At 64.5% G+C, this 26,014-nt stretch carries 25 protein-coding genes; 11 read left to right on the forward strand and 14 right to left on the reverse strand.

The features are described 5' to 3' along the window. The first annotated feature begins 207 nt into the window (after nucleotides 1-207). Nucleotides 208-1,359: a slipin family protein gene (locus IVA81_RS35845; RefSeq protein WP_247326982.1), complete on the forward strand. Its 1,152-nt coding sequence runs from the start codon at nucleotides 208-210 to the stop codon at nucleotides 1,357-1,359. A gap of 157 nt (nucleotides 1,360-1,516) precedes the next feature. Further along, nucleotides 1,517-2,263 carry a signal peptidase I gene (lepB, locus tag IVA81_RS35850; protein ID WP_247326984.1) on the forward strand — a complete coding sequence of 249 codons (747 nt, stop codon included), beginning with the start codon at nucleotides 1,517-1,519 and terminating at the stop codon, nucleotides 2,261-2,263. Nucleotides 2,264-2,378: 115 nt separating this feature from the next. On the opposite strand, the gene groL is transcribed toward lepB, so the two are convergent. Beyond that, nucleotides 2,379-4,019 carry a chaperonin GroEL gene (gene groL / locus IVA81_RS35855; RefSeq protein ID WP_247326988.1) on the reverse strand — a complete coding sequence of 547 codons (1,641 nt, stop codon included), beginning with the start codon at nucleotides 4,017-4,019 and terminating at the stop codon, nucleotides 2,379-2,381. A gap of 45 nt (nucleotides 4,020-4,064) precedes the next feature. After that, nucleotides 4,065-4,379 carry a co-chaperone GroES gene (locus tag IVA81_RS35860; RefSeq protein ID WP_008139213.1) on the reverse strand — a complete coding sequence of 105 codons (315 nt, stop codon included), beginning with the start codon at nucleotides 4,377-4,379 and terminating at the stop codon, nucleotides 4,065-4,067. 377 nt (nucleotides 4,380-4,756) lie between these two features. On the opposite strand from IVA81_RS35860, the gene IVA81_RS35865 reads away from it, so the two are divergent. Further along, nucleotides 4,757-5,044, forward strand: a complete 288-nt coding sequence (locus IVA81_RS35865) for an usg protein (protein ID WP_247326991.1) — start codon at nucleotides 4,757-4,759, stop codon at nucleotides 5,042-5,044. A gap of 8 nt (nucleotides 5,045-5,052) precedes the next feature. On the opposite strand, the gene IVA81_RS35870 is transcribed toward IVA81_RS35865, so the two are convergent. After that, nucleotides 5,053-7,182: a tetratricopeptide repeat protein gene (locus IVA81_RS35870; protein ID WP_247326994.1), complete on the reverse strand. Its 2,130-nt coding sequence runs from the start codon at nucleotides 7,180-7,182 to the stop codon at nucleotides 5,053-5,055. 207 nt (nucleotides 7,183-7,389) lie between these two features. On the opposite strand from IVA81_RS35870, the gene IVA81_RS35875 reads away from it, so the two are divergent. Continuing rightward, the gene (locus IVA81_RS35875; protein ID WP_247326996.1) at nucleotides 7,390-7,917 is read left to right on the forward strand and encodes a cupin domain-containing protein; all 528 of its coding nucleotides are present in this window, start codon (nucleotides 7,390-7,392) and stop codon (nucleotides 7,915-7,917) included. Between the two features lie 109 nt (nucleotides 7,918-8,026). Here the strand turns inward: IVA81_RS35875 and IVA81_RS35880 are convergent, their stop codons facing one another. After that, complete coding sequence (locus IVA81_RS35880; protein WP_247326997.1) at nucleotides 8,027-9,295, reverse strand: nucleoside transporter C-terminal domain-containing protein; 1,269 nt, start codon at nucleotides 9,293-9,295, stop codon at nucleotides 8,027-8,029. Nucleotides 9,296-9,467: 172 nt separating this feature from the next. On the opposite strand from IVA81_RS35880, the gene IVA81_RS35885 reads away from it, so the two are divergent. Further along, nucleotides 9,468-10,706 (forward strand): MFS transporter, encoded by a 1,239-nt coding sequence (locus IVA81_RS35885; protein ID WP_247327130.1) that lies wholly within the window; start codon nucleotides 9,468-9,470, stop codon nucleotides 10,704-10,706. A gap of 154 nt (nucleotides 10,707-10,860) precedes the next feature. Here the strand turns inward: IVA81_RS35885 and IVA81_RS35890 are convergent, their stop codons facing one another. From IVA81_RS35890 to IVA81_RS35915, 6 genes are all read right to left on the reverse strand, one after another. After that, on the reverse strand, nucleotides 10,861-11,619 hold the full coding sequence (locus tag IVA81_RS35890) for an SDR family oxidoreductase (protein WP_247326998.1): 759 nt from the start codon (nucleotides 11,617-11,619) through the stop codon (nucleotides 10,861-10,863). A gap of 22 nt (nucleotides 11,620-11,641) precedes the next feature. Then, nucleotides 11,642-12,400 carry a proteasome-type protease gene (locus IVA81_RS35895; protein WP_194403044.1) on the reverse strand — a complete coding sequence of 253 codons (759 nt, stop codon included), beginning with the start codon at nucleotides 12,398-12,400 and terminating at the stop codon, nucleotides 11,642-11,644. A gap of 189 nt (nucleotides 12,401-12,589) precedes the next feature. After that, nucleotides 12,590-12,997 (reverse strand): carboxymuconolactone decarboxylase family protein, encoded by a 408-nt coding sequence (locus tag IVA81_RS35900; RefSeq protein ID WP_092259187.1) that lies wholly within the window; start codon nucleotides 12,995-12,997, stop codon nucleotides 12,590-12,592. A 66-nt stretch (nucleotides 12,998-13,063) separates the two neighbouring features. Next, nucleotides 13,064-13,912 (reverse strand): transglutaminase family protein, encoded by an 849-nt coding sequence (locus tag IVA81_RS35905; RefSeq protein ID WP_247326999.1) that lies wholly within the window; start codon nucleotides 13,910-13,912, stop codon nucleotides 13,064-13,066. Between the two features lie 191 nt (nucleotides 13,913-14,103). After that, nucleotides 14,104-15,048 carry an alpha-E domain-containing protein gene (locus IVA81_RS35910; RefSeq protein WP_018322069.1) on the reverse strand — a complete coding sequence of 315 codons (945 nt, stop codon included), beginning with the start codon at nucleotides 15,046-15,048 and terminating at the stop codon, nucleotides 14,104-14,106. A 4-nt stretch (nucleotides 15,049-15,052) separates the two neighbouring features. Beyond that, nucleotides 15,053-16,471 (reverse strand): circularly permuted type 2 ATP-grasp protein, encoded by a 1,419-nt coding sequence (locus IVA81_RS35915; RefSeq protein ID WP_247327000.1) that lies wholly within the window; start codon nucleotides 16,469-16,471, stop codon nucleotides 15,053-15,055. A gap of 276 nt (nucleotides 16,472-16,747) precedes the next feature. Here IVA81_RS35915 and IVA81_RS35920 point away from each other — a divergent pair, with 276 nt between their 5' ends. The 3 genes from IVA81_RS35920 to IVA81_RS35930 are packed head-to-tail and all read left to right on the forward strand — an operon-like array spanning nucleotide 16,748 to nucleotide 18,739. Further along, complete coding sequence (locus IVA81_RS35920; protein ID WP_247327001.1) at nucleotides 16,748-17,485, forward strand: molybdopterin-binding protein; 738 nt, start codon at nucleotides 16,748-16,750, stop codon at nucleotides 17,483-17,485. Between the two features lie 39 nt (nucleotides 17,486-17,524). Continuing rightward, nucleotides 17,525-18,052 carry a xanthine phosphoribosyltransferase gene (gene gpt / locus IVA81_RS35925; RefSeq protein WP_212081434.1) on the forward strand — a complete coding sequence of 176 codons (528 nt, stop codon included), beginning with the start codon at nucleotides 17,525-17,527 and terminating at the stop codon, nucleotides 18,050-18,052. A gap of 24 nt (nucleotides 18,053-18,076) precedes the next feature. After that, nucleotides 18,077-18,739 carry a hypothetical protein gene (locus IVA81_RS35930; protein WP_247327002.1) on the forward strand — a complete coding sequence of 221 codons (663 nt, stop codon included), beginning with the start codon at nucleotides 18,077-18,079 and terminating at the stop codon, nucleotides 18,737-18,739. 25 nt (nucleotides 18,740-18,764) lie between these two features. On the opposite strand, the gene IVA81_RS35935 is transcribed toward IVA81_RS35930, so the two are convergent. Then, entirely contained in the window at nucleotides 18,765-19,787 is a 1,023-nt protein-coding gene (locus tag IVA81_RS35935; RefSeq protein WP_247327003.1) for a methionine synthase, read from the reverse strand. A gap of 121 nt (nucleotides 19,788-19,908) precedes the next feature. Between IVA81_RS35935 and IVA81_RS35940 the strand changes: the two genes are divergently transcribed. The 3 genes from IVA81_RS35940 (at nucleotide 19,909) to IVA81_RS35950 (ending at nucleotide 22,369) form a co-directional block, all read left to right on the forward strand. Next, a complete protein-coding gene (locus IVA81_RS35940; protein ID WP_247327005.1) occupies nucleotides 19,909-20,610 on the forward strand; it encodes a glutathione binding-like protein in 702 nt (233 codons plus the stop codon). Between the two features lie 173 nt (nucleotides 20,611-20,783). Beyond that, nucleotides 20,784-21,392, forward strand: coding sequence for a 2-hydroxychromene-2-carboxylate isomerase (locus IVA81_RS35945; RefSeq protein WP_247327010.1), 609 nt, complete (start codon nucleotides 20,784-20,786; stop codon nucleotides 21,390-21,392). After that, a complete protein-coding gene (locus IVA81_RS35950) occupies nucleotides 21,392-22,369 on the forward strand; it encodes an NADPH:quinone oxidoreductase family protein (protein ID WP_247327013.1) in 978 nt (325 codons plus the stop codon). Before IVA81_RS35945 ends, IVA81_RS35950 begins: the two co-directional genes overlap by 1 nt. A gap of 27 nt (nucleotides 22,370-22,396) precedes the next feature. On the opposite strand, the gene IVA81_RS35955 is transcribed toward IVA81_RS35950, so the two are convergent. The 3 genes from IVA81_RS35955 to IVA81_RS35965 all read right to left on the reverse strand — a co-directional run bounded on the left by IVA81_RS35955 (nucleotide 22,397) and on the right by IVA81_RS35965 (nucleotide 26,014). Beyond that, the gene (locus IVA81_RS35955) at nucleotides 22,397-23,287 is read right to left on the reverse strand and encodes a crotonase/enoyl-CoA hydratase family protein (protein ID WP_015685180.1); all 891 of its coding nucleotides are present in this window, start codon (nucleotides 23,285-23,287) and stop codon (nucleotides 22,397-22,399) included. A gap of 140 nt (nucleotides 23,288-23,427) precedes the next feature. Further along, a complete protein-coding gene (locus IVA81_RS35960; protein ID WP_247327016.1) occupies nucleotides 23,428-24,849 on the reverse strand; it encodes an amidase in 1,422 nt (473 codons plus the stop codon). Beyond that, nucleotides 24,842-26,014 (reverse strand): M20 aminoacylase family protein, encoded by a 1,173-nt coding sequence (locus tag IVA81_RS35965; protein ID WP_247327018.1) that lies wholly within the window; start codon nucleotides 26,012-26,014, stop codon nucleotides 24,842-24,844. Before IVA81_RS35965 ends, IVA81_RS35960 begins: the two co-directional genes overlap by 8 nt.

Below are 26,014 nucleotides of genomic sequence, written 5' to 3' on the forward strand. Positions count from 1 at the left end.
CGCGGGTAGATACCGCTTGCGCTGATGCCGGGTGGCTCCACGTGACCGCGCGACACACGTCGCGCGATCGCGCGCGTGCGCCCGTCGTCATGCAAGCTCAAGCCCCGGTCCGCCGATTTTTCAGGAAGCGTCGTCCGCGTCCTCACGTCCTTTGCAACCGAAACCTGTTGTCCGGCATCGGCCGGGCGCAAATGAAGGAGGCGTGCCATGAGCTGGCAGTTGCTGATGCTGAACGTGACGGTGAAGGATGGCGAGCGCGCGTTGCTGACGCGCAACGGGCAGCTCGTGCGCGTGCTCGCGCCCGGTCGGCATCGCCTGTTCGATCCCTTGCACGAGCTGAAGGCCGAGGTGCTCGACGTCGTCCGTGCGGAATTCTCCGCCGATCGCTACGCGGTGCTGAAGGCCGCGCGGCCTGATCTGGCCGCCGAACTGTTCGAGGCGGTCGAGACCAAGGCAAACGAGGTCGCCATCGTCAGCCTCGACGGTCGGCCCGTGCATCTGATGACGCCCTGGCAGGTGCGCGTCTACTGGAAGGTCGCAACCCGCGTCGATGTCGAACGCATCGATGTGTCCGGCGATCCCAAGGTCAGCGCGCGGCATCTGGCCATGATCGAGCGCAACCGCTCGGCCGTGACGTCGGAAACGGTGGTCGAGAACCACGAGGCGGGCCTGCTCTATGTCGAGGGCCGGCTCGTGGAGCGGCTCGCGCCCGGCCGGCACGCCTTCTGGACCGTCGGCCGGAAGATCGAGGTGAAGCGCCTCGACCTGCGGCCCCAGGCGGTCGAGATCACCGCGCAGGAGATGCTGACCAAGGATCGCATCGCGCTGCGGGTGACGCTGACGGCGTTCCGTCGGGTGATCGATCCCGAGCGGACGGTTGCGACCGTGCCCGACGTGGATGCGTGGCTGTACCGCCTGGTGCAGTTCGCGATCCGCGAGGCGGTCGCGGGCCGGACGCTGGACGAGGTGCTGTCCGCGAAGGCGGCGCTGGACGCGGAGCTGCGCGACTATGTGCGGGCACGCGTCGGTGAGTCCGGCGTGGAAGTGACCGAGCTCGGCGTCAAGGACGTGATCCTGCCCGGCGAGATCCGGGAGCTGGTGAACAAGGTGGTGGAGGCGGAGCGGGTTGCGAAGGCGAACCTGATCCGCCGGCAGGAAGAGACCGCGGCGACGCGTTCGCTCCTGAACACCGCACGTCTGATGGAGGAGAACCCCCTGCTGCTGCGGCTCAAGGAGCTGGAGTCGCTGGAGCGGCTGGTCGAGAAGGTCGGCCGCATCGACCTCCATGCCGGCGAAGGCGAGGGCCTCGACGCCCTGCTGACCCGGCTCGTGCGCCTGAAGGCGCCCGAGAGCGCATGAAACCGAAGGGCCGCCTACGGGCGGCCCTTCACATGTCCGGTGTCGTCGCTTTGCCATGAACGCGTCACGGTGCCTGTGCGACCAAAATCACGGCGCCGGGATTGCAGGCGCGCGAAGGTTGCGTAATCTCGCGATGAGACTTGACCAGGGCAGGTGCATGACCACTCTTTCGGAAACGATCCGCACCTCGCGGGCGCAATCGCGGGAATGGAAGGCGATCGTCATCCTGATCCTGCTGATTCCGCTGCTGTGGTCGCCGCTGGTCCTGTTTCGCTTCGTCCTGTACCAGCCGTTCAGTATCCCGTCCGGTTCGATGGCGCCGACGCTGATGGTCGGCGACTACGTCTTCGCCGCGAAATATGCCTACGGCTATGGCCGCTATTCGTTTCCCTTCGCGCCGTCCTGGATCTCGGGCCGCGTCCTTGCCGCCGAGCCCGAACATGGCGACATCGTCGTGTTCCGGACGCCGAAGGACACTTCGGTCGACTACGTCAAGCGCGTAGTCGGGCTTCCCGGCGACCGCATCCAGATGCGGCAGGGCCAGCTCATCCTCAACGACCGTCCGGTGACGCGCGCCGCGCTCGAATACGGGCTCGCCGACAACGCCTGCGGTGTCGATGGCGGCGTCAAGGTCAAGCGCTGGCGCGAGGCGCTGGCGAACGGTGCGTCCTATGTCACCTTCGATTGCGTCGACAACGGTTTCCTCGACAATACCAGCGTCTTCACGGTGCCGCCCGGCCACTTCTTCGTGCTCGGCGACAACCGCGACAATTCCACCGACAGCCGCATGTCGACGTTCGGTTTCGTGCCGATGGACAATCTCGTCGGCAAGGTGACGCGGATCTTCTGGTCGCTCGACGAAGACGGCGAGCCGCACATCGAGCGGCTGGGGAAGGTGCGGTGAGGCGCCGCTGATCTGCGCCCCGGAATGACCGATCTCGCTACTTTTGGGTGTGGTATGCAAAACAAAAACCCCGGCATCGCTGCCGGGGTTTCGTAGTTCTTGAGATGGCCGGACCTTAGAAGTCCATGCCGCCCATGCCGCCGCCCGGGGGCATCGCCGGACCGGCTCCGCCCTTCTTGGGCAGCTCGGCGACCATGGCTTCCGTGGTGATCAGCAGCGCCGCAACCGAGGCAGCGTTCTGGATCGCGGTACGGACCACCTTGGTCGGGTCGATGATGCCCTTCTTGACGAGGTCGGCATATTCGCCGGTCTGGGAGTCGAAGCCGTAAGCGTAGGTCTTGTTCTCCAGGATCTTGCCGACGATCACCGAGCCGTCTTCACCGGCGTTGATCGCGATCTGGCGAGCGGGAGCCGACAGCGCCTTGCGCACGATCTCGACGCCGGTCTTCTGGTCGTCGTTCTTGGTGCGCAGGCCCTTGAGCTGCTCGGAGGCACGGAGCAGGGCGACGCCGCCGCCCGGGACGATGCCTTCTTCCACAGCCGCGCGGGTCGCATGCATCGCGTCATCAACGCGATCCTTGCGCTCCTTCACCTCGACCTCGGTCGCGCCGCCGACGCGGATCACCGCGACGCCGCCGGCGAGCTTGGCCAGACGCTCCTGGAGCTTCTCACGGTCGTAGTCCGAGGTGGTTTCCTCGATCTGCGCCTTGATCTGGGCCACGCGCGCTTCGATGTCGGCCTTCTTGCCGGCGCCGTTGACGATCGTGGTGTTCTCCTTGTCGATCATCACCTTCTTGGCGCGACCGAGCATGTTGAGCGTGACGTTCTCGAGCTTGATGCCGAGATCTTCCGAGATCGCCTGGCCGCCGGTCAGGATCGCGATGTCCTGCAGCATGGCCTTGCGGCGATCGCCGAAGCCCGGAGCCTTGACGGCTGCGACCTTGAGGCCGCCGCGCAGGCGGTTCACGACCAGGGTCGCGAGGGCTTCGCCTTCGACGTCCTCGGCGACGATGACCAGCGGCTTGCCGGTCTGCACAACGGCCTCGAGCAGCGGCAGCAGCTCGTTCAGCGAGGAGAGCTTCTTCTCGTTGATGAGGATGTAGGCGTCGTCCATCTCAACGCGCATCTTGTCGGCGTTGGTGACGAAGTAGGGCGAGATGTAGCCGCGGTCGAACTGCATGCCCTCGACGACGTCGAGCTCGGTCTCGAGCGACTTGGCTTCCTCGACGGTGATGACACCCTCGTTGCCGACCTTCTTCATGGCGTCGGAGAGGAACTTGCCGATCTCCGCGTCGCCGTTGGCCGAGATGGTGCCGACCTGGGCGATCTCGTCGTTCGAGGTGACCTTCTTGGAGTTCTTCTGGAGGTCCGCAACCACGGCTTCGACCGCGAGGTCGATACCGCGCTTGAGGTCCATCGGGTTCATGCCGGCGGCGACCGACTTGGCGCCTTCCTTCACGATCGCTGCTGCGAGCACGGTGGCGGTGGTGGTGCCGTCGCCGGCCGCGTCAGCGGACTTGGAGGCGACTTCGCGCACCATCTGGGCGCCCATGTTCTCGAACTTGTCCTCGAGCTCGATCTCCTTGGCGACGGTGACGCCGTCCTTGGTGATGCGGGGAGCGCCGAACGACTTGTCGAGCACGACGTTGCGGCCCTTCGGACCGAGCGTGACCTTCACCGCGTTGGCGAGAATGTCGACGCCGCGCAGCATCTTGTCGCGCGCTTCAACCGAGAATTTGACTTCTTTGGCTGCCATGTGGATTTTTCCTTGGAATGTTTGACTGGAGGGAGAGAGGGGCTCTTAGGCCGCCTTCTTCTTGGAAGCGGGGACGTCGAGAACGCCCATGATGTCGCTTTCCTTCATGATCAGCAGGTCGACGTTGTCGATCTTGACCTCGGTGCCGGACCACTTGCCGAACAGCACGCGGTCGCCGACCTTCAGGTCGATCGGGATCAGCTTGCCGGCTTCGTCGCGGCCACCCGGGCCGACGGCGACGACTTCGCCCTGCGAGGGCTTTTCCTTGGCAGTGTCGGGAATGATGATGCCGCCAGCGGTCTTCTCTTCTGCGTCGATGCGCTTGACCACGACGCGGTCGTGAAGCGGACGGAATTTCATGCAGTCCTCCTAAGCATTTGCTCGGGTTGAGATTTTCAGATTGTTAGCAATCGGTGCCCGCGAGTGCTAGCACAGGCGAGGTTGAAATAGGACAGGAATTTTGCGGGAGCAAGGGCTTCTAGCAGAAAAATAAGCACCCGGAAGCGCGGACTGCCAGAAATTCTTTTCCATCGTTAACCGGGGCGGGTCCGTATTAGCACGGTGCCGCATCTGCTGCTAACGCATTGAATTTCAACAGCTTGTTAAACTTTTGGGCTTGAGATGGATTGTCAGTTTGCGTCACATTTCTCTCATGTGAGCGCATCAGTACCGGGTGGCTCGTAAGGCGCACACCGACCAAGCCGCCCCTTGAATGCGCTCCTGCAAAGGAGGTTGGCATGGGCTTGCCGAGTGGGCGCGTTTCCGAGGATTTCCGGAAACAGATGCTGGGTTACGGGCTGACGACGGCACAAATTCTCTATCGGATGCCGGATCATCCCTCGCTGCTACAGACCTACGTCTGGCAGAACTACGACATGTTTCCGAAATTCCCGGCGCTGAAGGATTTCCTGGCGTTCTGGCAGGAGAAGCTCGATGGCCCCCTCCATTCGGTCACCGTAGCGCATTCCAAGCTGATCAAGCCGGCCGAGCTGCGCGCCGTGGATGGCGTGTTCCGGCTGCATTGAAGCGGAGCTCAGACGCCGCCGTTGCAATAGCGCTTCCACATCGCGCGGTAGGCCTCGTCCACCGCCCGCGCATATGGGACAGGGTTGCCGGCGGCCGCGGAGTCGATCTGTCCAGGCAGGTCGCGGCGCAAGCGATCGAGTGCATCGATGTCAGCGGCATGGCCAACAGCGATTTCGATATAGCCCTCATCGCTATCCGTGACCCAGTCCGGCAGGCCAAGCGCCGTGAGGATGGAGCCGGCAGCACGGCTGGGCAGGCTGTTGCCGAGTTTCGCCACCACCGGCACGCCCATCTGCAGGGCTTCCCATGTGCTGACGCCGCCGTTCTGCGGGAACGGGTCGAGGCAGATATCGACGCGATTGAAGGATGCCAGATGCTCGCTCCGCAAGGTGGCTCCGAGCAGATCGACGCGTTCGGCCGGCAATCCGCAAGCCGCAAACCGTGCCAGCAGATTGTCGCGGACCAGCTGATCGTCAAGCGCAACATCCTTGATCAGCAGTCGCGAACCCGGCACTCGCTTGAGAATCCTGGACCAGACTTCCGCGGCCTCGTCCGAAATCTTGCTGATGCGGTTGAAGACGCCGAATGTGACGAAGTCGTTCGAGATCGCCGGGGTCGGCGCCCGCTCAATCCCGGCCGGCAGTGGCGTCAGCGTCACAAAGCACGGCAGGTCGACAACGGTCTCCGCAAACAGGTGCCGGACCGCGAAAGGAATCGCGACCGGGTCCGAGAACAGATAATCGATCGTCGGCAGTCCGGTGCCAGTGCCGTGGCCCCAGCCATGGACCTGGATCGGTGCCGGCTTGCGCGCAAACACGCTGAGACGGTTTCCTCTGGTATGGCCGGACAGATCGATCAGGATATCGACGCCATCGGCGCGGATCTCGGCGTCGAGACGCTCGTCGGTCCATTGCGAGGCGTCGCGCCAGCGATCGGCAATCCCTTGGAATTCGCTGGTCGTCGTGTCCACTTTTGACGAACAAGAGTAGCAAACGATCTCGAACTGTGCCCGGTCATGGTGTTGCAGCACTGGCTTGAAAATGAACGCGGCCGAATGCGCGTTGAAGTCCGACGAGACATAGCCAAGCACCAAGCGGCGATCCGGATCGCGGCTGTTGTCATGCGGTCCGGCCGCCTCCGAAGCGATCTTCGCGCCGACACGCTCCCACCATACCTGCCGCGCCTGCTGGTGCCGTTCGACGGTGGCATCCCCCACAAAATCGAGCGTGAATATCTTGTTGGAGATCGCGCTTTGGAGGTCAGGCTGGATGTCGAGGGCTCTGCCGAAACTGGCGAGGGCTTCGTCGACCCGGCCAAGCCCGGCGAGGCAAAGGCCCAGCACCAGGTGAGCTTGAATGGAATCGGGAGCGATCGCGAGAGCCTGCTCGCAATCGTGCGAAGCCTGGGCGATTTGCTGGATCTGGAGCAGGACACCGGCCCGCGCGAGCCACCCATTCGCCTCGTCGGGTGCCAGCGCGATCGCCCGATTGCCATCTGCCAGGGCTTCGTCAAATCGCTGAAGTTCCCGCAATGCAACCGCGCGGTTCGCCAGCGCCGCGGCGTAGTCAGGCTTGATCGATAGCGCGCGGTCTAGGCTTGCGAGCGCCCCGTCATAGTTGCGCAGACGGCTGAGCGCCCAGCCCCGGCCGTTATGGGCTTCAGCAAGGCTTGCATTGAGTGCGAGCGCCCTGTCGTAGCTGTGGAGCGCCTCCTCGTGAAGGTCGAGGGCCACGCTCGCGTTACCGAGATTGGAGAGGGTTACGGCGTGGTTGGGCCGCAAGGCGAGGGCCTTTCGATAGCTCGCGCAGGCCTCGCCGTGACGCCGTAGTCCGTTGAGCGCGACGCCCAGGCTCATATGAGCATCGGCCGACCGCGGATCGACGGCGACCGCCCGGCTCAGCAGAGTTTCCGCCTGCTGATAGTTCTTGGCATCGGCCTCCAACACGCCGAGCATATGCAGCGCGATGAATTGGTTGGGGGCGAGCTGCAGGAGTTGGCGATAGGCGGCCTGGGCCTCGGGGAAAAGCCCCATCTTGTGCAACTGGAGTGCATGCCCGAGCAATGGCAGCACTTCGGCTTTCTGTCGCTTCTGAAGCCGAGCATTTTGAAATGCACGCTGACCTACGCTGCTGCCCATGAATCAAATTCCCCAGGATCTCCCGGCGAGATTAATTCAGCGTGAGAACGAATACGAGACGAGGGCGGCTCGCCACGACAGCCTGGGACAAGCTACGATTGGATCTTCGACTGACCAGCCCGCAATTGCTGCCTCGTCCAAGACTGGATAATCTGCCTTCGGGTCGTACCCGTCCGGCGGGTGCAGCTCAGATCAGGGAGGCAGACAATGGCCAAGCAAAAGGCATCAAGACCCGCAACGAAGACTGCGGTGAAGAAGCGCAGCGGAGCAAAGGCGGCGGCGCGATCGTCGGCGCGCAAAGCGGTGAAGGCGAAGGCCCGCATTGTGGCTCCGAAAAAGCCCGCGCGCCCCAGGCAACGCATCGCGATCAGCCATCACCGCGAGGAAGACTTCAAGGCCGACGGCCTGCGCGCCTACGCCAAATACCGCGACCTCGGCATTGCCGCAGCGTCCCATGGTCTCGCGCAAGCGCATGTGATCCGCCTGCAAGGCCCCTGCAATCCGGCCGAGGTCTCGAAGCTGCACTTCCACGACGTCGAATTCCAGATGGTCTACGTGCTCAAGGGCTGGGTGAAGACCTACATGGACGGGCAGGGCGAGACGCTGATGAAAGAAGGCAGCGCCTGGACCCAGCCGCCGAAGATCAAGCACATGATCCTGGACTATTCCGACGACGTCGAGCTACTCGAGGTAATCCTGCCGGCGGAGTTCAGGACGGTGGAGTTAAAGGCGTGATGTCATTCCGGGGCGCGACGAAGTCGCGAGCCCGGAATCCATTCATCCACCGTCTCCGCCGCTCTGATTCCGGGTTCGCGCTACGCGCGCCCCGGAATGACGAGGGAGATTACGTCAACACCCCCACCACCGCCCCCATCAAGCACGTCGTCAGCGTCCCCGACAGGATCGACTTCAGTCCGAGCGCGTTGATCTCCTCGCGCCGCTCGGGCGCCATCACGCCCAGGCCGCCGATCATGATGCCGAGGCTGGCGAAATTGGCGAAGCCGCACATCGCATAGAGCATGATCAGGCGCGAGCGCGGATCGAGTGCATCGGGCGGCAGCTTCGAGAAATCGACATAGGCGATCAGCTCGTTGAGCACGGTCTTCGTGCCCATCAGGCTGCCCGCCGTCACCGCCTGATCCCACGGCAATCCCATCAGCCAGCACACCGGCGCCATCACGAGGCCGAGCAGGCGCTGCAACGAGACCGTGGCGCCGCCGATGTGTGGCAAGAGGCCGAGGATGGCGTTGACGAGATAGACCAGCGCCACCAGCACCAGCAGCATCGCGACGATGTTGATCAGCAGCTCAATCCCTGCGGTGGTGCCCTTCACGATCGCATCCATCGTGCCGGAGACCTCCATCTCGGGATCGCTGGCGACCCGGGGATCCCCCAACGTGCCGCCGGTGCGCTTGTCGGAGGTTTCAGGCACCATGATCAGGCTGACGAGGATCGCAGCCGGCGCGCCCAGCACCGAGGCGATGACGAAATGCGCGGCGGCATCAGGGATGAGGGGAGCAAGGAACGTCGCATAGAGCACCAGCACCGTGCCGGCGATGCCCGCCATGCCGCCGGTCATCACCAGGAACAGCTCGCTGCGGGTCATCTGTTTCAGATAGGGCCGCACGAACAGCGGTGCCTCGACCATGCCGAGAAAGATGTTGGCGGCGGTCGACAGGCCTACCGCGCCGCCGACGCCCAGCGTCCGCTCCAGCAGCCAGGCCATGCCGCGCACGATCGGCGGCAGCACGCGCCAATAGAACAGCAGCGTCGTCAGCACGCTCATGACCAGCACGATCGGCAGCGCCTGGAACGCCAGGATGAAATCGGCGCCCGGCACCTTCAGATCGAAGGGCGGGGGGCCGCCGCCGATATAGCCGAACACGAAGGCGGAGCCGGCGCGCGAGGCCGCGGAGATCGCACCGACCGCCTCGTTGATGGCACCGAAGGCGCGCGCGACGATCGGTAGCTTCAGGAGCACGATCGCGGTGACGAAGGTGGCGACGAGGCCGATCGCCGCCTGTCGCAGCGACACGGCGCGTCGATTTTCTGCGAGCGCGAAGGCGATCAACAGCAATGCGAAAATGCCGAGTGCCGATTGCAAGCGCAGCATGATGTCCCCAAACCCTCAATGATTATGGCCGCGCCTGTGCTGCAAAGGCAATGCCGGGAGATGCGGGATACGCCCCGCTGTTGACAAGCGGGCCCGCCTCAGCCACGCGGGGGGCCGTCGATATCAGGGGGCGAGCGGTCCGAGGGTGACCCAAAAGACGATCCACGAGGCGATGCCAGAGCAGCCAATATCCGGACATCCGCCGGTCAGCGCCGGCGCGCTCCTCGCCCACCGCGCCTTCCTGTTCTTCCTGCTCTCGCGCAGCCTGTCGCGCTTTTCCAGCCAGATCGCGGCGGTCGCGATCGGCTGGCAGATCTACGATCTCACCGGCTCGGCCTTCGACCTCGGTATGGTCGGCCTGGTCCAGTTCCTGCCCACCGCGCTCCTGGTGTTCGTCGCGGGCCACGCTGCCGACCGTTTCGAGCGCAAGCGCGTGGTCCAGCTCTGCCAGCTCGTCGAAGCGGCAACCGCGCTCTATCTCGCAACCATCACTTATCTCGGCGCGGTCAGCGAGGTGCAGATCTTCATCGCGACCTTCGTGCTCGGCATCGCCGGCGCATTCGAGAGCCCGACCACGGCGGCGTTGCTGCCGTTGATCGCGCCGCAGGGCTCGCTCCAGCGCGCCACCGCCGTCTCCAGCGGCGCGGCGCAGGTCGCGACCATCACCGGGCCGGCGCTCGGCGGCCTCGCCTATGCGGTCGCCCCGCATCTTGCCTATGCCATGATGGTGGTGTTCTGGATCTTCGGGATGATCCTGACCGGCTTCATCCGGCCGCGCCCGCAGGCGGTTGCCAAGGAGGGGACGGACGCGGACAACATCTTCGCCGGCGTCCGCTTCATCCGCAGCAATCCCGCAATCCTCGGCACCATCTCGCTCGATCTGTTCGCGGTGCTGTTCGGCGGCGTCACTGCGCTGTTGCCGATCTATGCCCGCGACATCCTCCAGACCGGCCCGGTCGGGCTCGGCGTGCTGCGTGCGGCGCCCGCGGTCGGCGCGCTCCTGATGACCATGGTGCTGGCGCGCCACGCCATCTCCAGGCATGTGGGCCTGCGCATGTTCCAGGCCGTGATCGTGTTCGGCCTCGCCACCATCGTGTTCGCGCTGTCGCCCTGGATGTGGCTGTCGGTGCTCGCGCTCGCGATCCTCGGGGCCGCGGATACGATCAGCGTCGTGATCCGCTTCTCGTTGGTGCAGCTGTCCACGCCCGACGAGATGCGCGGCCGAGTCGGCGCGGTGAACTTCCTCTTCATCAACGCCTCGAACCAGCTCGGCCAGTTCGAGAGCGGCGTGGCAGCCGCGCTGCTCGGTGTCATGCCAGCCGCCGTGCTCGGCGGCGTTGCCACCGTCGCGGTGGCGCTGCTCTGGATGAAGCTGTTTCCGAGCCTGCGGCAGGTGGAGAGCTTGGAGTAGGGAAGATCGCGTGTCCCGGACGCGGGGCGGCACGAAGTGACGCACCGCAGAGCCGGGACCCAGAAGGGCCAAGAACGAGATCGCGGAGGCATGGGCCCCGGCTCAGCAGCGCGCCATTGCATGCCGCGCTGCGTCCGGGGCACGAGAGCGGCGACTAACCCCGCCCCACGAACGGCATCTTGGTCGCCATGACCGTCATGGTCAGCACGTTGGCGTCGAGCGGCAGGCCGGCCATGTAGGCGACGGCGTCGCCGACCGCCTTCGCGTCCATGCGCGGCTCCTGCTTCGATGTGCCGTCGGGCTGCAGCACGCCGGGGCCGTTGACCATGCGATCGGTCATCGGCGTCGCGGCATTGCCGATGTCGACCTGGCCGACCGCGATGTCGTACATGCGGCCGTCGAGGTTGGAGGCCTTGGTCAGGCCGGTGATGGCGTGCTTGGTCGAGGTGTAGGCTGCCGAGAACGGCCGCGGCGCATGCGCCGAGATCGAGCCGTTGTTGATGATGCGGCCGCCGCGCGGGGTCTGGTCCTTCATGATGCGGAACGCGTGCTGGGTGCACAGGAACGGGCCGGTGAGGTTGGTGTTCACCACCGCCTGCCACTGCTCGAGAGTGAGATCCTCGAAATTCACCGGAGGGGCGCCCATGCCGGCATTGTTGAACAGCACGTCCAGCCGGCCGTAGGTCGCCTTCACCTTGTCGAACAGCGCGGCGATCGAATCCGGCTTGGTCATGTCGGCGGTGACGCACAGGCTCTTGCCGGCGGGACCGAGCTTTGCGGTCTCCTCGAGCATGTCGAGCCGGCGCCCGACCAGCACCACGGTGAAGCCGGTGTTCATCAATGCCAGCGACGCCGCGCGCCCGACGCCGGTGCCGGCGCCGGTCACCACTGCGATCTTCTTTGCTTCACTCATCGTTTCCTGCCTTTTCTTGCTGTCAGGTTTTCGGTTCTTTTTCGTTCTTGTAGGGCGGCCGCGGAATGTTCTGGTGTGCCGCCCGCAGGGCCGCAGACCAGCGCGAGCGCAGATCGTGGAAATAGGGCTCGCCGGCTTCGATGCGGTGGTTGAGATCGGCCTCGCAGGCGTCCGCGCGTACCACCAGCACGTCGATCGGCAGGCCGACGCCGAGATTCGAGCGCATGGTCGAGTCCATCGAGATCAGGCCGGTCTTCAGCGCCTCGTAGAGCTCAACGTCGTAATGCATGGCGCGGTCGAGCACCGGCTTGCCGTATTTGTGCTCGCCGATCTGCAAATAGGGCGTGTCGGTGGTGCACTCGATGAAGTTGCCGGCGGTGTAGATCATGAACAGTCGCATCCGGGAGCCCTTGATCTGGCCGCCGAACAGGAACGAGACGTCGAAGGACACGTCCTCGGATCTCAGCGCCGGCCCTTCGGTCGCGTGCACCGCCCGGATTGCCCGGCCGATGCGCTGGGCGGCCTGGAACATGGTCGGTGCGTTCATCAGCGTCTCGAGCTCGCCCGTGTTGGGGTCCTCCAGGCCTTCGGTCAGCGTCGACAGCACCGACTGGCTGATGGCGAGGTTGCCGGCGCTGGCGATCGCCATGATGCGCTCGCCGGGCTTCGAGAAGATGTGAAGCTTGCGGAAGGTCGAGACGTTGTCGAGACCGGCATTGGTGCGGGTATCGGCGATCATCACCAGACCGTCCCGAACCAGGATTCCGCAACAATAGGTCATTTCCAGTCCCCGAACGCGTTTGCGCGGAATTACTAGCGAATTTCGGGGGCCGCTCCAACCCCATTCCTGCTGTCATTCCGGGGCGCGACGAAGTCGCGAGCCCGGAATCCATTCCTCAACTAACCTTGCCGCCTGATGGATTCCGGGCTCGCGCTACGCGCGCCCCGGAATGACAGTTAGTTTCGCCGCTCAATCTGCGGCATCGACCAGAAACGCCTCATCAACCGGCACGCCGAGCGCTGTGACAAGACGATTGGTCTCTGCGGCCATGCCGACGATGGCGAGCAACTCGCCATATTCGGCCTCGGTCATGCCCTTGGCCCGTGCGGCGGCGGTGTGCGAATGGATGCAGTAGCTGCAGCCATGCGCGATCGAGACCGCGACATAGAGCATTTCCTTGACCTTGGGATCGAGCGCGCCCGGAGCCATCACTTCCTTGATGCTCTCCCAGGTCCGCCGCAGCGTCTTCGGATCATGCGCCAGCGCGCGCCAGAAATTGTTGACGAAATCCGATTTCCGCACTTTGCGGATATCGTCGAAGACGGCGCGCGCTTCGGTGGAGAGTTCATCGTCCGAAAGCAGCTTAACGGTTGCCATGGGGTACCTCGCGGGGACAGTTTGGTTCCGCGAGTGTAGCACGGCCTTGCATTTGGACGGTTGCGCCTAGCTTTGCCACTGTGACTGCGATTGCGACTGCCCGCCGCGGCCGGCCTGCTCGACCTTGACCGCCACCGTCAGCGTCTCCGTGCCGCCGCCATAACGGGTGCCGCGCACCGGTGCTGCGCCGAGATAGTCGAGCCCGATCGCGACGCGGACATGAGCGTCGGTGGCGCAGATGCTGTTGGCGGGGTCGAAGCCGATCCAGCCGAGATCGGGCACGTAGGCCTCCGCCCAGGCGTGCCCGGCGTCCTGATGCAGCATACCGTCCGAGCGAAGGAAATGGCCGGAGACGAAGCGCGCCGGTACGCCGCCGGCGCGGGCGCAGGCAATGAAGATGTGCGCGTAGTCCTGGCAGACCCCGCGCTTGAGCGTGAACGCCTCCGCCGCCGAGGTGCCGCTGTGGGTGGGGTCCTCGTCGAAGGTCATGTGATCGGCAATCTGGCTCATCAGCGTATGCAGGAAGCCGAGCGTGTCGCGCTCGGCCTCGCTGCGCAACTGGCGCGCAACCGCCATCATCGCCGGATTGACGGTGGTGAGGTCGGTGGAGCGAAGAAACATGCCGGCCGGAAAGCGCTCGTCGGTGCCGCGCAGCACGCCGCCGGTGTCGTGGGTCTCGATCAGTCCTTCGGCGATGATCTTGATGTCGCCGACCGGTCCGCAGGACAGCACGTGTGTGACGTTGCCGAACGCGTCCTCATGCGTGTCGAGCTTGGTGTCCGTGGAGACGTCGATCTGCCATTCCGCCACATATTGCCCGTCATGGCTGCCGGGTGTCATGCGCAGGATCTGGATCACGCTCGTGGCCGGCGGCTCGTAGCGATAGGTCGTGGTGTGCAGGATTCGCAGGCGCATGGTAGACCGTGTCGTTAGTTGTGAGGCCGACTGCCGCCGCAAAGAAGCTCCGTCATGCCCGGGCTTGTCCCGGGCATCCACGTTCTTTCTCGTCGCGCGAAGAACGTGGATGGCCGGGACATCTAGCGCGAAGACGCGCTTCGCGCTTTTGCCCGGCCATGACGGTATCCTATTTCGTCAGTCGGAGGACATCAGATCAAATACTGCTTCGTGATGATTTCGCCCAGCCTGGAATTGTCCGTGATGAATTCCTGAATGAATTCATGCACGCCGTGCTGGAAAATGTCGTTCATATTGCTGTGTTCCAGCCGGTTGCGGATGCCGCGGGCGTGGCGCTGGGCCGGGCCCTGGCGGCCATAGGCGACGCCGATCTGGTCGAGGTTGCGCACGAGGTTGCCGTAGCAGCTCGCCAGCGAGCGCGGCAGCGTGTCGTTGAGGATGAGCAGGTCCGCAATCAGCCAGGGCTTCAGCGTTTCGCGATAGACCCAATGATAGGCCGTCAGCGCCGATACCGAGCGCAGGATCGAGCTCCACTGATAGAAGTCGAGCGGGCCGCCAACATGCTCCTCCTCAGGCAGCAGCACGTGATACTTCACGTCGAGAATGCGCGCGGTGTTGTCGGCGCGCTCCAGATGCACGCCCATCCGCGAGAACCAGTAGGCGTCGTTGCGCAGCATGGTCCGGTAGGCCGAGCCGTCGAAGCGGAGCGAGGTCTCCTGCACGAAGCGGAGGAATTTGGCGAGGTCCTCGCGCGTCGAGGTGCCTTTGCTCCAGACCGCCTGAAGCTCGATCCAGGCCGAGTTGATGGTGTCCCACATCTCGCTGGTCAGCGCGGTGCGCACCGAGCGCGAATTCAGCCGCGCCGCTTCGATGCAGTTCCTGATCGAGGACGGATTGTCCACGGAGAACGAGAGGTAGTCGACGACATTGTGCTCGTTGGCTTCCTCATAGGTCTGATAGAAGCTGGCGGCGACGCCGGCGGTGAGCAGCGCCGAGTCCCATTCGTTGGTTTTGCCGACATAGGCGGCGGGAAGCGCGGTGACGCGCAAGGTCGCATCGATGGTGCGCGCGAGATACTCGGCCCGTTCGACGTAGCGGGCGAGCCAGTAGAGGTTTTCGGCGGTACGCGACAGCATCTGTCTACTCGTCCAGGATCCAGGTGTCTTTGGTGCCGCCGCCCTGGCTGGAATTGACCACAAGGGAGCCTTCCTTCAGCGCGACGCGGGTCAGCCCGCCCGGCACGATCGTGGTGCGCTTGCTGCCGGTGAGCACGAACGGCCGCAAATCGACATGGCGAGGTGCAAGGCCTGACGCCGTGCAGGTCGGGCAGGTCGAGAGCGCCAGCGTCGGCTGCGCGATGAAACCTTCCGGCTCGCGCTTGAGCTTCTCGCGAAACGCTTCGATCGTCGCTTTGGTCGCGGCAGGTCCGATCAGCATGCCGTAGCCGCCGGAGCCATGAACCTCCTTGACGACGAGCTCGCCGAGATTGTCCAGCACGTAGGCGAGATCCTTCGGCTCGCGGCAGCGCCAGGTCGGCACGTTCTTCAGGATCGGCTCCTCGCCGAGATAAAATTTCACGATGTCAGGCATGTAGGAGTAGATCGCCTTGTCGTCGGCAATCCCGGTGCCGACGGCGTTGGCGAGCGTGATGTTGCCGGCCGCATAGGCCGACATCAGCCCGGGCACGCCGAGCACGGAATCGGGACGGAAGGTGAGGGGATCGAGGAAGTCGTCGTCGACGCGGCGATAGATGACGTCGACCCGCTTCAGCCCTTCCGTCGTCCGCATGAACACTTCGTTGTTCTTGACGATGAGATCGCGGCCCTCGACCAGCTCGATACCGAGCTTGTCGGCGAGGAAGGAGTGCTCGTAATAGGCGGAGTTGTAGACGCCGGGAGTGAGCAGGGCCACCGTCGGCTCGCCCGATGCGCTTTGCGGCGCGACGGAGCGGAGCGCCGAGAGCAGCTCGTCCGGATAGCGCTCGACCGGCGCCACCCTGTGGCGGGCGAACAGATCCGGAAACAGCCGCATCATGATCTCGCGGTTTTCCAGCATGTAGGAGACACCGGACGGCGTCCGCGCATTGTCCTCCAGCACGATGAAGTCGTTGGCGTCGACCCGGACGATGTCGATGCCGGCGATGTGCACATAGACGTCGTGCGGCACCTGCTGGCCGTTCATCTCGGGCCGGAAGACCGGGTTCTGGAAGATCAGATCGTCGGGTACGATCTCTGCGCGCAGGATGTCGCGGCCGTGATAGATGTCGCGCAGGAACATGTTGAGCGCGCGCACGCGCTGCTTCAGGCCCTTTTCCAGCAGCGCCCATTCCTTGCCCGACATGATCCGCGGGATCACGTCGAAGGGGATCAGCCGCTCGGTGGACTCGGCCTCGCCATAGACCGCGAAGGTGATGCCGATGCGGCGGAACAGGAGCTCGGCCTCCTGGCGGCGATATTCGAGCGCCTCGGGAGGCGTCTCCTTGAGCCAGCGCGCCAGCTCCTCATAGGCGGGGCGAAGCTCCCCGCCGGGAATATTCATTTCATCAAACGCGACTGCCATAGATCCCGACTTGTCTCCGCGAGGCGTTGCGCCATTGGACAGGTCGCCAAGCCCTGGTGAAGCCGCAACGTCCTGGCCATGCGGCAAGAGTGCATGACTCTGAGGTGGTAGCAAGGGCCGGGCCAGCGCGATAAGCATGGAGAGAGGGCATTTGCCTGATATGGCCGGCGGCTTGCCTGAAAAAATGGCTGAGGACTGCTTATTTCGACAGCAAAACCGCGTGACTTCAACGCGTTACCTCGGCAAAGTCGGCGCCACAGGTGAGGGACTTAAGTTATGAGCGAGATCGTCACGGCGGGCATTCTGGTCATTGGGGACGAAATTCTGTCCGGCCGGACCAAGGACAAGAATATCGGTTTCATTGCCGAATACCTCACCAATATCGGCATCGACCTGAAGGAGGTCCGGGTCGTCTCCGACGACGAGGCCGACATCATCGCGGCCTTGGACGCACTGCGGCATCGCTACACCTACGTCTTCACCACGGGCGGCATCGGGCCGACCCATGACGACATCACTGCCGACAGCGTCGCCAAGGCGTTCGGCGTCGGCATCGACCACCACCCGGAGGTGGTCGCCCGTTTCCGCGAGCGCTGGAGCGAGCAGGATCTCAACGAGGCCCGCCTGCGCATGGCCCGCATCCCCGACGGTGCCGAGCTGATCCAGAGCGCGACCATCCTCGCCCCCGGCTTCAAGATCGGCAATGTCATCGTCATGGCCGGCGTGCCCTCGATCATGCAGGCGATGATGGATATCGTCTCGCCCAAGCTGAAGTCGGGTGTGCGCATGCTGTCCGAATCGGTTCGCGCCAATGCGCGGGAGGGCGACATCGGCAGCCCCTTGCGAGCGATCGCCGCCGCTCATCCCGACACCATCATCGGCAGCTATCCCTTCATGGACGAGGAGCAGAAGCCGAACACCAATCTGGTGGTGCGCTCGCGCGATGCGGACAAGCTCGCATCCGCGATGGCGGCGGTGAAGGAAATGCTGGCGGAATTGAACATCACCCGCTAGCAGAGAAAACTGCCCGCAGACCAATGGCAGGAGACGACGATGGCTGGTGAAGCACCGGAACTGAGCGCACAGGAGCGGGCGGGCAGGGCCTTTCCGGTCTCCTGGGACCAATTCCACCGGGATTGCCGGGCGTTGACCTGGCGGCTCAACGAGGTCGGTCCGTTCCACGCGGTGATCGCGATCACCCGCGGTGGCCTCGTGCCGGCGGCGATCGTGGCGCGCGAGCTCGGCGTGCGCGTGATCGATACGGTCTGTATCGCCAGCTACGACCACAACAAGCAGGGCGAGCTCCAGGTCCTCAAGGGCATTTCGGAAGCGGCGATGAAGCTCGGCGGCGGCACCGGCAAGGGCCTCCTGATCGTCGACGATCTCGTCGACACCGGCAAGACCGGCAAGCTGGTGCGCGAGATGCTGCCCGATGCGCATTTCGCCACCGTCTACGCCAAGCCGATGGGCCGTCCGCTGGTTGACACCTTCATCACGGAAGTCTCGCAGGACACCTGGATCTTCTTCCCCTGGGACACCGCGCTGTCCTACCACCCGCCGCTGCGCGACGGCGCGGCGTGACTGAAGGCGAATGGCGAGTGGCCAATGGCGAATAGTGAATCCTCCATTCGCAATTCGCTATTCGCTACTCGCCCCCTGCAAAACCGCGTCACCCCCACCGGCGACATCATCGCCACCCCGCACCGCGGCCTGTTCACCGGCAATCGCGGCATCATCCATGATCCCGCGACGAAGACACTGCTGAGGAAGCGCTGGTCGTCGACGGCCTGGCTCACCTGCACTTGTGAATTCCGGGGCCGCCGCCGCGAGGTGATGGCACAGCGAAGCTGGACCGAGCTGTTCTTCCTGGACGAGGCCACCGCACTCGCCGCAGGCCATCGCCCCTGCTTCTATTGCCGCCGCGACGATGCCAATCGCTTCCGGGCCGCGTGGGAGAAGGGCAATCGCGTCCACGACGTCCGCATGCACGACATCGACACGGTGCTGCATCACGAGCGGCTCGATCATGGCAGGAAACGGCTGCACGCGCTGATGGTGCCGCTCGAACAGCTCCCCGCCGGTGCGATGGTTCAGCAGGGCGACGAGAGCTTTTTGGTGACGCAGGGCAGGGCGCTGCTGTGGTCGCCGGCGGGCTATGGCACGGTCGAGCGCCAGCTTGGCGAGGTGGCGTTGCTGACGCCACCCTCGACGCTACGCACGCTCAATGCCGGCTACCAGCCCATGCTGCATCGGACGGCGTCAGGCTAGAGTAAGTCCAACGCCGTCGTCGTGATCACCCCAGTTTCTCGCGCGCCAGCGCCGCACCTGCGCCGAGCGCCATCAGCTTGGCTTCGGCGATCTCGCGCGCCATCGGCGCCATGCCGCAATTGGTGGTGGCGATGATGTTGCTCTTGGGCACGAATTTCGACACCGCGTCGATCACCTGAACGACGTCTTCGGCCGTCTCCACAATGTCGCTGGCGACGTCGATCACGCCGGCCTGCACGATCTTGTTCTTCAAGAGCGCGAGCAGATCGAGCGGCACTTTCGAATTGCGACATTCGATCGCGACCTGCTGGATCGGGCTGGCGTCGATCGCGGGGAAGATCTGCTCATACTGCCGCCACTGGCTGCCCAGCGTCTCCTTCCAGTCGGTGTTGGCCTTGATGCCATAACCGTAGCAGATGTGCACCGCGGTGGCGCAGGTGAGGCCCTGCGCGGCGCGCTCCAGCGCCTTGATGCCCCAATCGTTGACCTCGTCCATGTAGACGTTGAAGGCCGGCTCGTCGAACTGCACGAGATCGACGCCGTCGGCCTGCAATGCCTTCGCTTCCTCGTTGAGCAGCTCGGCGAAGGCAAACGCCATCTTCACGCGGTCGCCATAGTAGCGATCGGCAATGGTGTCGATGATGGTCATGGGGCCGGGCAGCGTGAACTTCAGCTTCCTCTTTGTATGCGTGCGCGCCGCGCGCGCCTCAAAGGCATGAACGCGTTCCCTGAGCCGGAGCGGCGCGACCACCTGCGGCACCATCGCCTTGTAGCGATCCTTGCGGATGCCCATCTCGACCTTGTGGGCGAAGTCGATGCCTTCGACCTTCTCCAGGAAGCCGTGGACGAAATGCTGCCGGGCCTGCTCGCCTTCGGTGACGATGTCGATGCCGGCGTCCTCCTGGAACTTGACCCAGATCAGCGTCGCGTCGCGCTTGGCGCGGAGAAGCTCGTCGCCTTGCGACTTCCAGGGCGCCCAGAGCATGTTGGGCTCGGCGAGCCATTCCGGCTTCGGCAAGGAGCCGGCGATCGTGGTTGGAAACAGCATGGCGGCCCTCCCGGCAGGTTGTGTTGCGCCCCTTCCTGCCATGTCCTAACGTCAAGGTACAGAACAACAAAAGTCGCTCTCTATTCCGGCGACGGGAGCAGGGAAGGCCAAAGGAAAGGTCATGATCGACCTCTATTACGCGCCGACGCCGAACGGCTGGAAAATCTCGATCATGCTGGAGGAGCTCGGGCTTCCCTATGACGTGAAGCCCGTCAACATCCGCGCCGGCGAGCAGTTCAGCCCCGAGTTTCTGGCGATCTCCCCGAACAACCGCATCCCCGCGATCGTCGATCACGCACCCGCCGACGGCGGCGAACCGTTCTCGGCCTTCGAGACCGGCGCAGTCCTGATTTATCTGGCGGAGAAGACCGGCCGCTTCTTGGCCACCGACTTGCGCGGCCGCTCCACCACCATCCAGTGGGTGATGTGGCAGATGGCCGGGCTCGGGCCGATGCTCGGCCAGCACGGCCATTTCGCGCTCTATGCGGCGGAGAAGATCCCTTACGCGATCCAGCGCTACCGCGACGAGGCGGCCCGGCTGTATGGGGTACTCGACCGGCAGCTGGAGAAGACCGGCGCCTATGTCACCGGCGATTATTCCATCGCCGACATCGCCTGCTTCCCCTGGACCATGACCCACAAGGCGCAGGGCTTTACGCTCGACGACTATCCGAACGTCAAGCGCTGGTATGCCGAAGTCCGCGCCAGGCCGCAGGTGCAGGCGGGGCTTGCGATCGGAAAATTCGTCAAAGAGCCGTTCGACGAGGAATCACGCAAGATCATGTTTGGCCAGCGTGCGAAGGAAGTGCTGGGAAGGAACTAACGGCCACTGCTCTCACCTCGTCATTGCGAGGAGCCCGCGACAAAATTGCGAAGCAATTTTGCGCTGGCGATGAAGCAATCCAGACTGTTTCCGCGGAAAAAGATTCTGGATTGCTTCGCTTCGCTCGCAATGACGGAAGATAGAGCTTACCGATACAAGAAAAAGGAAACGCCATGATCGAATTCTTCTTCGACTGCTCCAGCCCCTGGACCTATCTCGCCTTCCACAACATCCAGCCGCTCGCCAGGGAATTGGGCGCTGAGATCGTCTGGCGGCCGATCCTGGTCGGCGGCATCTTCAACACGGTCAACCCGAGCGTCTACGCGCAGCGGGAGACGCCGGTGCCGCTGAAGGCGCGCTATATGAAGAAGGACCTTCAGGACTGGGCGCGTTCGGTAGGTCTTGCGATCAAGATGCCGCCGACTGTGTTTCCGGTGAACAGCGTGAAGGTGATGCGCGGCTGTATCTGGCTCGGGAAGGACATGGTGCCGTTTGCAACGGCCGTGTTCGAGGCCTATTGGGGCGGTGACAAGGACATCTCGCAGGACGCGGTGCTTGCCGACATCTGCAAGCAGGTCGGCATCGACGCGCCAAAATTCTTCGCGGGTATCTCGGAGCAGGGCATCAAGGATCAGCTCAAGGCGAATACGGAAGAGGTGGTCGCCCGCGGCGGCTTCGGCTCGCCGACGATCTTCGTTGGCAAGACCGATATGTACTTTGGCAATGACCGCCTGCCGTTGATCCGCGAGGCGCTGTTGCGCAGCAAGGCGAGCGCGGCCTGATGGTGCGCGCTGTCGTCTGCCGCACGTTCGGCTCGCCCGAAACGTTGCGGCTGGAGGAGTTTCCGCCGCGCGTTCTGAAGCCGGGGGAGGTGCGCGTCGCGATCCGGGCCGCCGGGCTGAATTTTCCCGACGTGCTGATGGCCGCCGGCGAATATCAGCTCAAGCCGGAACTGCCGTTCACGCCGGGCATGGAAGCCGCTGGTGACGTGACCGAGGTGGGCGCGGAGGCGCGCGGTGTTGCCGTCGGCGACAAGGTCATCGTCAAGATGCGCCACGGCGCATTCACCGAGGAAGCCGTCGTCACGCCGTCGCAGCTCACTCCCAAGCCGTCGACATTCGACTACGCCGAGGCTGCGACCTATCTCGCCGGTCATGGCACCGCCTATCATGCGTTGATTGATCGCGGCCGAATTGCGCCCGGCGAGGTGCTGCTGGTGCATGGCGCCGGCGGCGGCGTTGGCCTTGCTGCCGTCGAGATCGGCAAGATGCTGGGTGCAACCGTGATCGCGACCGCCTCCAGCGACGAGAAACTCGCCATCGCCAAGGCCCGCGGCGCGGATCATCTCGTGCGCTACGACCGCGAGCCGTTTCGCGATGCCGTCAAGCGCATCACCGATGGTCGCGGCGCCGATGTCGTGTTCGATCCCGTGGGCGGCCAGGTCTTTGAGGATTCGATGCGCTGCATCGCTTGGGGCGCGCGGCTCCTGGTGATCGGCTTCACCGGCGGCATCGGCTCGGCGAAAACCAATCTCCTGCTGATCAAGGGCGCCAGCGTGCTCGGCGTGCGCGCGGGTGAAGCGGTGCGGAAGAATCCGGCGCTCGGCGAGGTGCGCCTGAAGGCGCTGCTGCAATGGGCGGAGGAGGGCAAGCTGCGCCCGAACGTGTCGCATCGCCTGCCGCTGGAAGAGTATGCGAAGGCGATGCGGCTGTTGCTCGACCGTAAGGCGATCGGGCGGGTGGCGCTGGTGATGGAGTGACGGTGCCGTAATGACCCTACGAGAGCGTCACTTATACTCCCGCTCCGTCCACCACGGGAAATAGTCCGGCATGTCGCTGGACACCTTGTTCTTGAACTGCGCCGGACGCTTCTCCAGGAACGACACCACGCCTTCCTTGACGTCGTCCGAGCGGCCGCGGGCGTAGATGCCGCGGCTGTCGACCTTGTGGGCTTCCATGGGATCGTCAGCGCCCATCATCCGCCACATCATCTGGCGGATCAGCGCCACTGACACCGGGGCGGTCTTGGCGGCAAATTCCTTGGCGAGCGCGCGGGCCGTTGGAAGCAGATCATCGGGAGCAACGACCTTGCTAACGAGACGCCCGGCAAGCGCCTCCTGCGCCGGAAATACGCGGCCCGAATAGCACCATTCCAGCGCTTGCGATATGCCGACGATGCGCGGCAGGAACCAGCTTGATGCGGCCTCGGGCACAATGCCGCGCTGGGAGAACACGAAGCCGAACCGCGCGGCATCCGACGCAATGCGGATGTCCATCGCGAGCTGCATGGTCACGCCGATGCCGACCGCGGGGCCGTTCACGGCGGCGATCACCGGCTTCAGGCATTTGAAGATGCGCAAGGTCACCTGGCCGCCGCCGTCGCGCACCTGCGGATCGCTGTAATCGACCTTGCCGTCGGCGAAGCGCTTCACGGGACCACGGCGCGCGTCGCGATCGAACGTGTCGGCGCCGGAGGAGAGGTCGGCGCCCGCGCAAAAACCACGGCCGGCGCCGGTCACGATGATGGCGCGGACATTGTCGTCCTTGTCGGCGGCGTCGAATGCGTCGATGAGTTCGGCCTGCATCTGCGCGTTGAAGGCGTTGAGCTTGTCGGGCCGGTTCAGCGTGATGGTGAGGATCTGCTCGGCGACCTCGTATTTGATCGTCTCATAAGCCATGGGTGGTTTCCTTCGCTGTCTTGAATTCGGTCTCGCTGAGACGAGATGCATGGTCGCCACCGTCCGTCTTGCGCGGACTGGGCACGTAGCGGCCTGTAGAGGAACGTAGATGGCCGGGACAAGCCCGGCCATGACGCATGTTACTTCGCCGGCGGGCTCGGCCAGGGCCGCTGCGGCCCGCGCAAACCTTCAAAGGCCTTGGCCATGCCGAGCACGCCGATATCGTCGAAGCGGCGGCCGACGATCTGCACGCCGATGGGAAACCCCTTGGCGTCGAAGCCGCCGTTGATCGAGACGGCGGGGTTCTCCGACATATTCCACGGCACGGTATAGGCGATGTGCTCGAACGGTTTCATCGGATCGTTGGTGGGGGAAGCCCACTCCGCCGGATAGTTCACGTTTGGCGCGGTCGGCGAAATCACGTAATCGAGCTCGCAGAACAGCTTTGACGCCGCCGCGCGGATCGCCATGGTCTGGTTGAAGCCGCGGATGACGTCGACGCCCGACAGCTTGGCGCCGGACTCGCCCCATTTGAAGATATAGGGCAGCACCTTGGCCTGTTCGGCCGGCGTCAGCCTGGCCAGATCGTCCCACATCCGCGCACGCCAGAAGTTGTCGAGGCCATCGAGCATCTCGCGCGTGAGAATGCCGTCGACCTCGGTCACGACGGCGCCGGCGGATTCGAACGCCTTGGCCGCTTTCACCGCGACTTCGCGCACCGGCTTCTCGAGCGCCAGGCCGCAGCCGGGATCCAGCATCAGGCCGATGCGCAGCTTGCGCGGAGATTTCTCCAGGCCCTTCCAGTTGAGCGGTTCGGCGGGCAGGCTCATGCCGTCGCGCCGGTCGGGCTTTGCGATCGCGCTCATCATCAGCGCGCAATCGTCGACCGTGCGGGCCATCGGGCCGGCGACGCGGCCGACATAGGTGGGATCGATCGGCACCCGGCCAAAACTCGGCTTCAATCCGACGAGGCCGCACCAAGCGGCGGGCAGGCGCACCGAGCCGCCGATATCGGTGCCGAGATGCAGCGGACCGTAGCCGGCCGCCGCTGCCGCGCCTGCGCCCGCGCTGGAGCCGCCGGGGTTCTTGGAGAGGTCCCAAGGGTTACGCGCGAGCGCGTGGAAGCTGGAGAGTCCGGAGGACAGCATGCCGTAATCGGGCATGGTCGTCTTGGCGAAGATGATCGCGCCGGCCTCGCGCAGCCGCGCGGCGGGCGGGGCATCCTTCTCGGCCGGCACGAGCTTGACGCTGGCCGCCCCGAGCGGCACCGGCACGCCCTTGGTCGCGATGTTGTCTTTCACTGTGACCGGAACGCCGTCGAGCACGCCGGAAGGCTCGCCGCCGGCCCAGCGCGCGGTCGAGGCCTTCGCGGCCTCGCGCGCGCTGTCGGGGTCGAATGCATAGAGCGCCTTCAGATGCGGCTCCCACGCAGCGACGTGCGCAAGCACGTCCTCCAGCACCTCGCTCGGCGAGAATTGCTTGGCGCGATAGCCCGCGATCAGATCGACCGCGGACAGATCGTGCAGCGGGGTGACCGCCTGTTCGACGTTCTTTTTATGCATGGGCACCTACCGGCATGCGCGTCTCGATGATCCGGGCGAACATGCTGGCACCGATCGGCAGGATCTTGTCGTCGAGCACGAAGCCGGGATTGTGCACGGGCACCGAGCCGTCATGGCCGACCCAGAAATAGGCGCCGGGAATGGTCTGCAGCATGTCGGCGAAATCCTCGCTGCCCATCTTCGGCTGGGCGCGGGTGATCACGTTGGCGGGATCGACGATGGTGCACGCGACCTCCTCGACCACCTTGGACTGCTCGACCTGGTTGACCAGCACGTCGAAGGTATCGCGGATGTCGACGTCGATCACGCACTGATAGGCGCTCGCGATGCCGGCGCAGATCGTGCGGATGCGTTCGCTGATCAGGGTGCGGACTTCTTTCGAGAAGGTGCGGATGGTGCCGCACAGATGCGCGTCGCCGGGGATGACGTTGTAGGCGGAACCGGCGTGGATCTGGGTGATCGAGATGACGGCGGCCTGCAGCGGCTCGACGTTGCGGCTGACAATGGTCTGGATCGCCTGCGCCAGCGTGGTCGCGATGATCACCGCGTCCTTGGAGCGTTCGGGCATCGCGCCATGCGCGCCATAGCCGGTGATGCGGAGGTCGAAGAAGTCGGCGCTGGCCATCGCCGGGCCCGGCAGGATCGCGATCTCGCCGTGGTTGAGATCGGGCGCGTTGTGTAGGCCGTAGAGCTCATCGCACGGAAACTTCTCGAACAGGCCGTCCTTGATCATCGCGCGGGCGCCGCCGAGGCCTTCCTCGGCCGGCTGGAAGATCAGGTGCACGGTGCCGTCGAAATTCCTGGTCTCGGCGAGATAGCGCGCGGTGCCGAGCAGCATGGTGGTGTGGCCGTCATGGCCGCAGCCGTGGAAGCGGCCGGGGATTTTCGAACTCCATTTCAGATTGGTGTTCTCTTCCATCGGCAGCGCGTCCATGTCGGCGCGAAGCCCGATGCGCTTGTTGCTCGAACCCTTGCCCTTGATGACGCCGATCACGCCGGTGCCGCCGAGGCCGCGATGCACCTCGATGCCCCAGCTCTTCAGCTTGTCGGCGACGATGCCGGAGGTGCGCACTTCCTCGAAGCCAATCTCGGGATGGGCATGGAGGTCGCGGCGGATGGCGGTGAGTTCGTCGGCGTAGCCGTCGATGCGGTCGATCGTGGGCAT

It is taken from the genome of Bradyrhizobium sp. 141 (assembly GCF_023074055.1).
GTDB lineage: Bacteria > Pseudomonadota > Alphaproteobacteria > Rhizobiales > Xanthobacteraceae > Bradyrhizobium.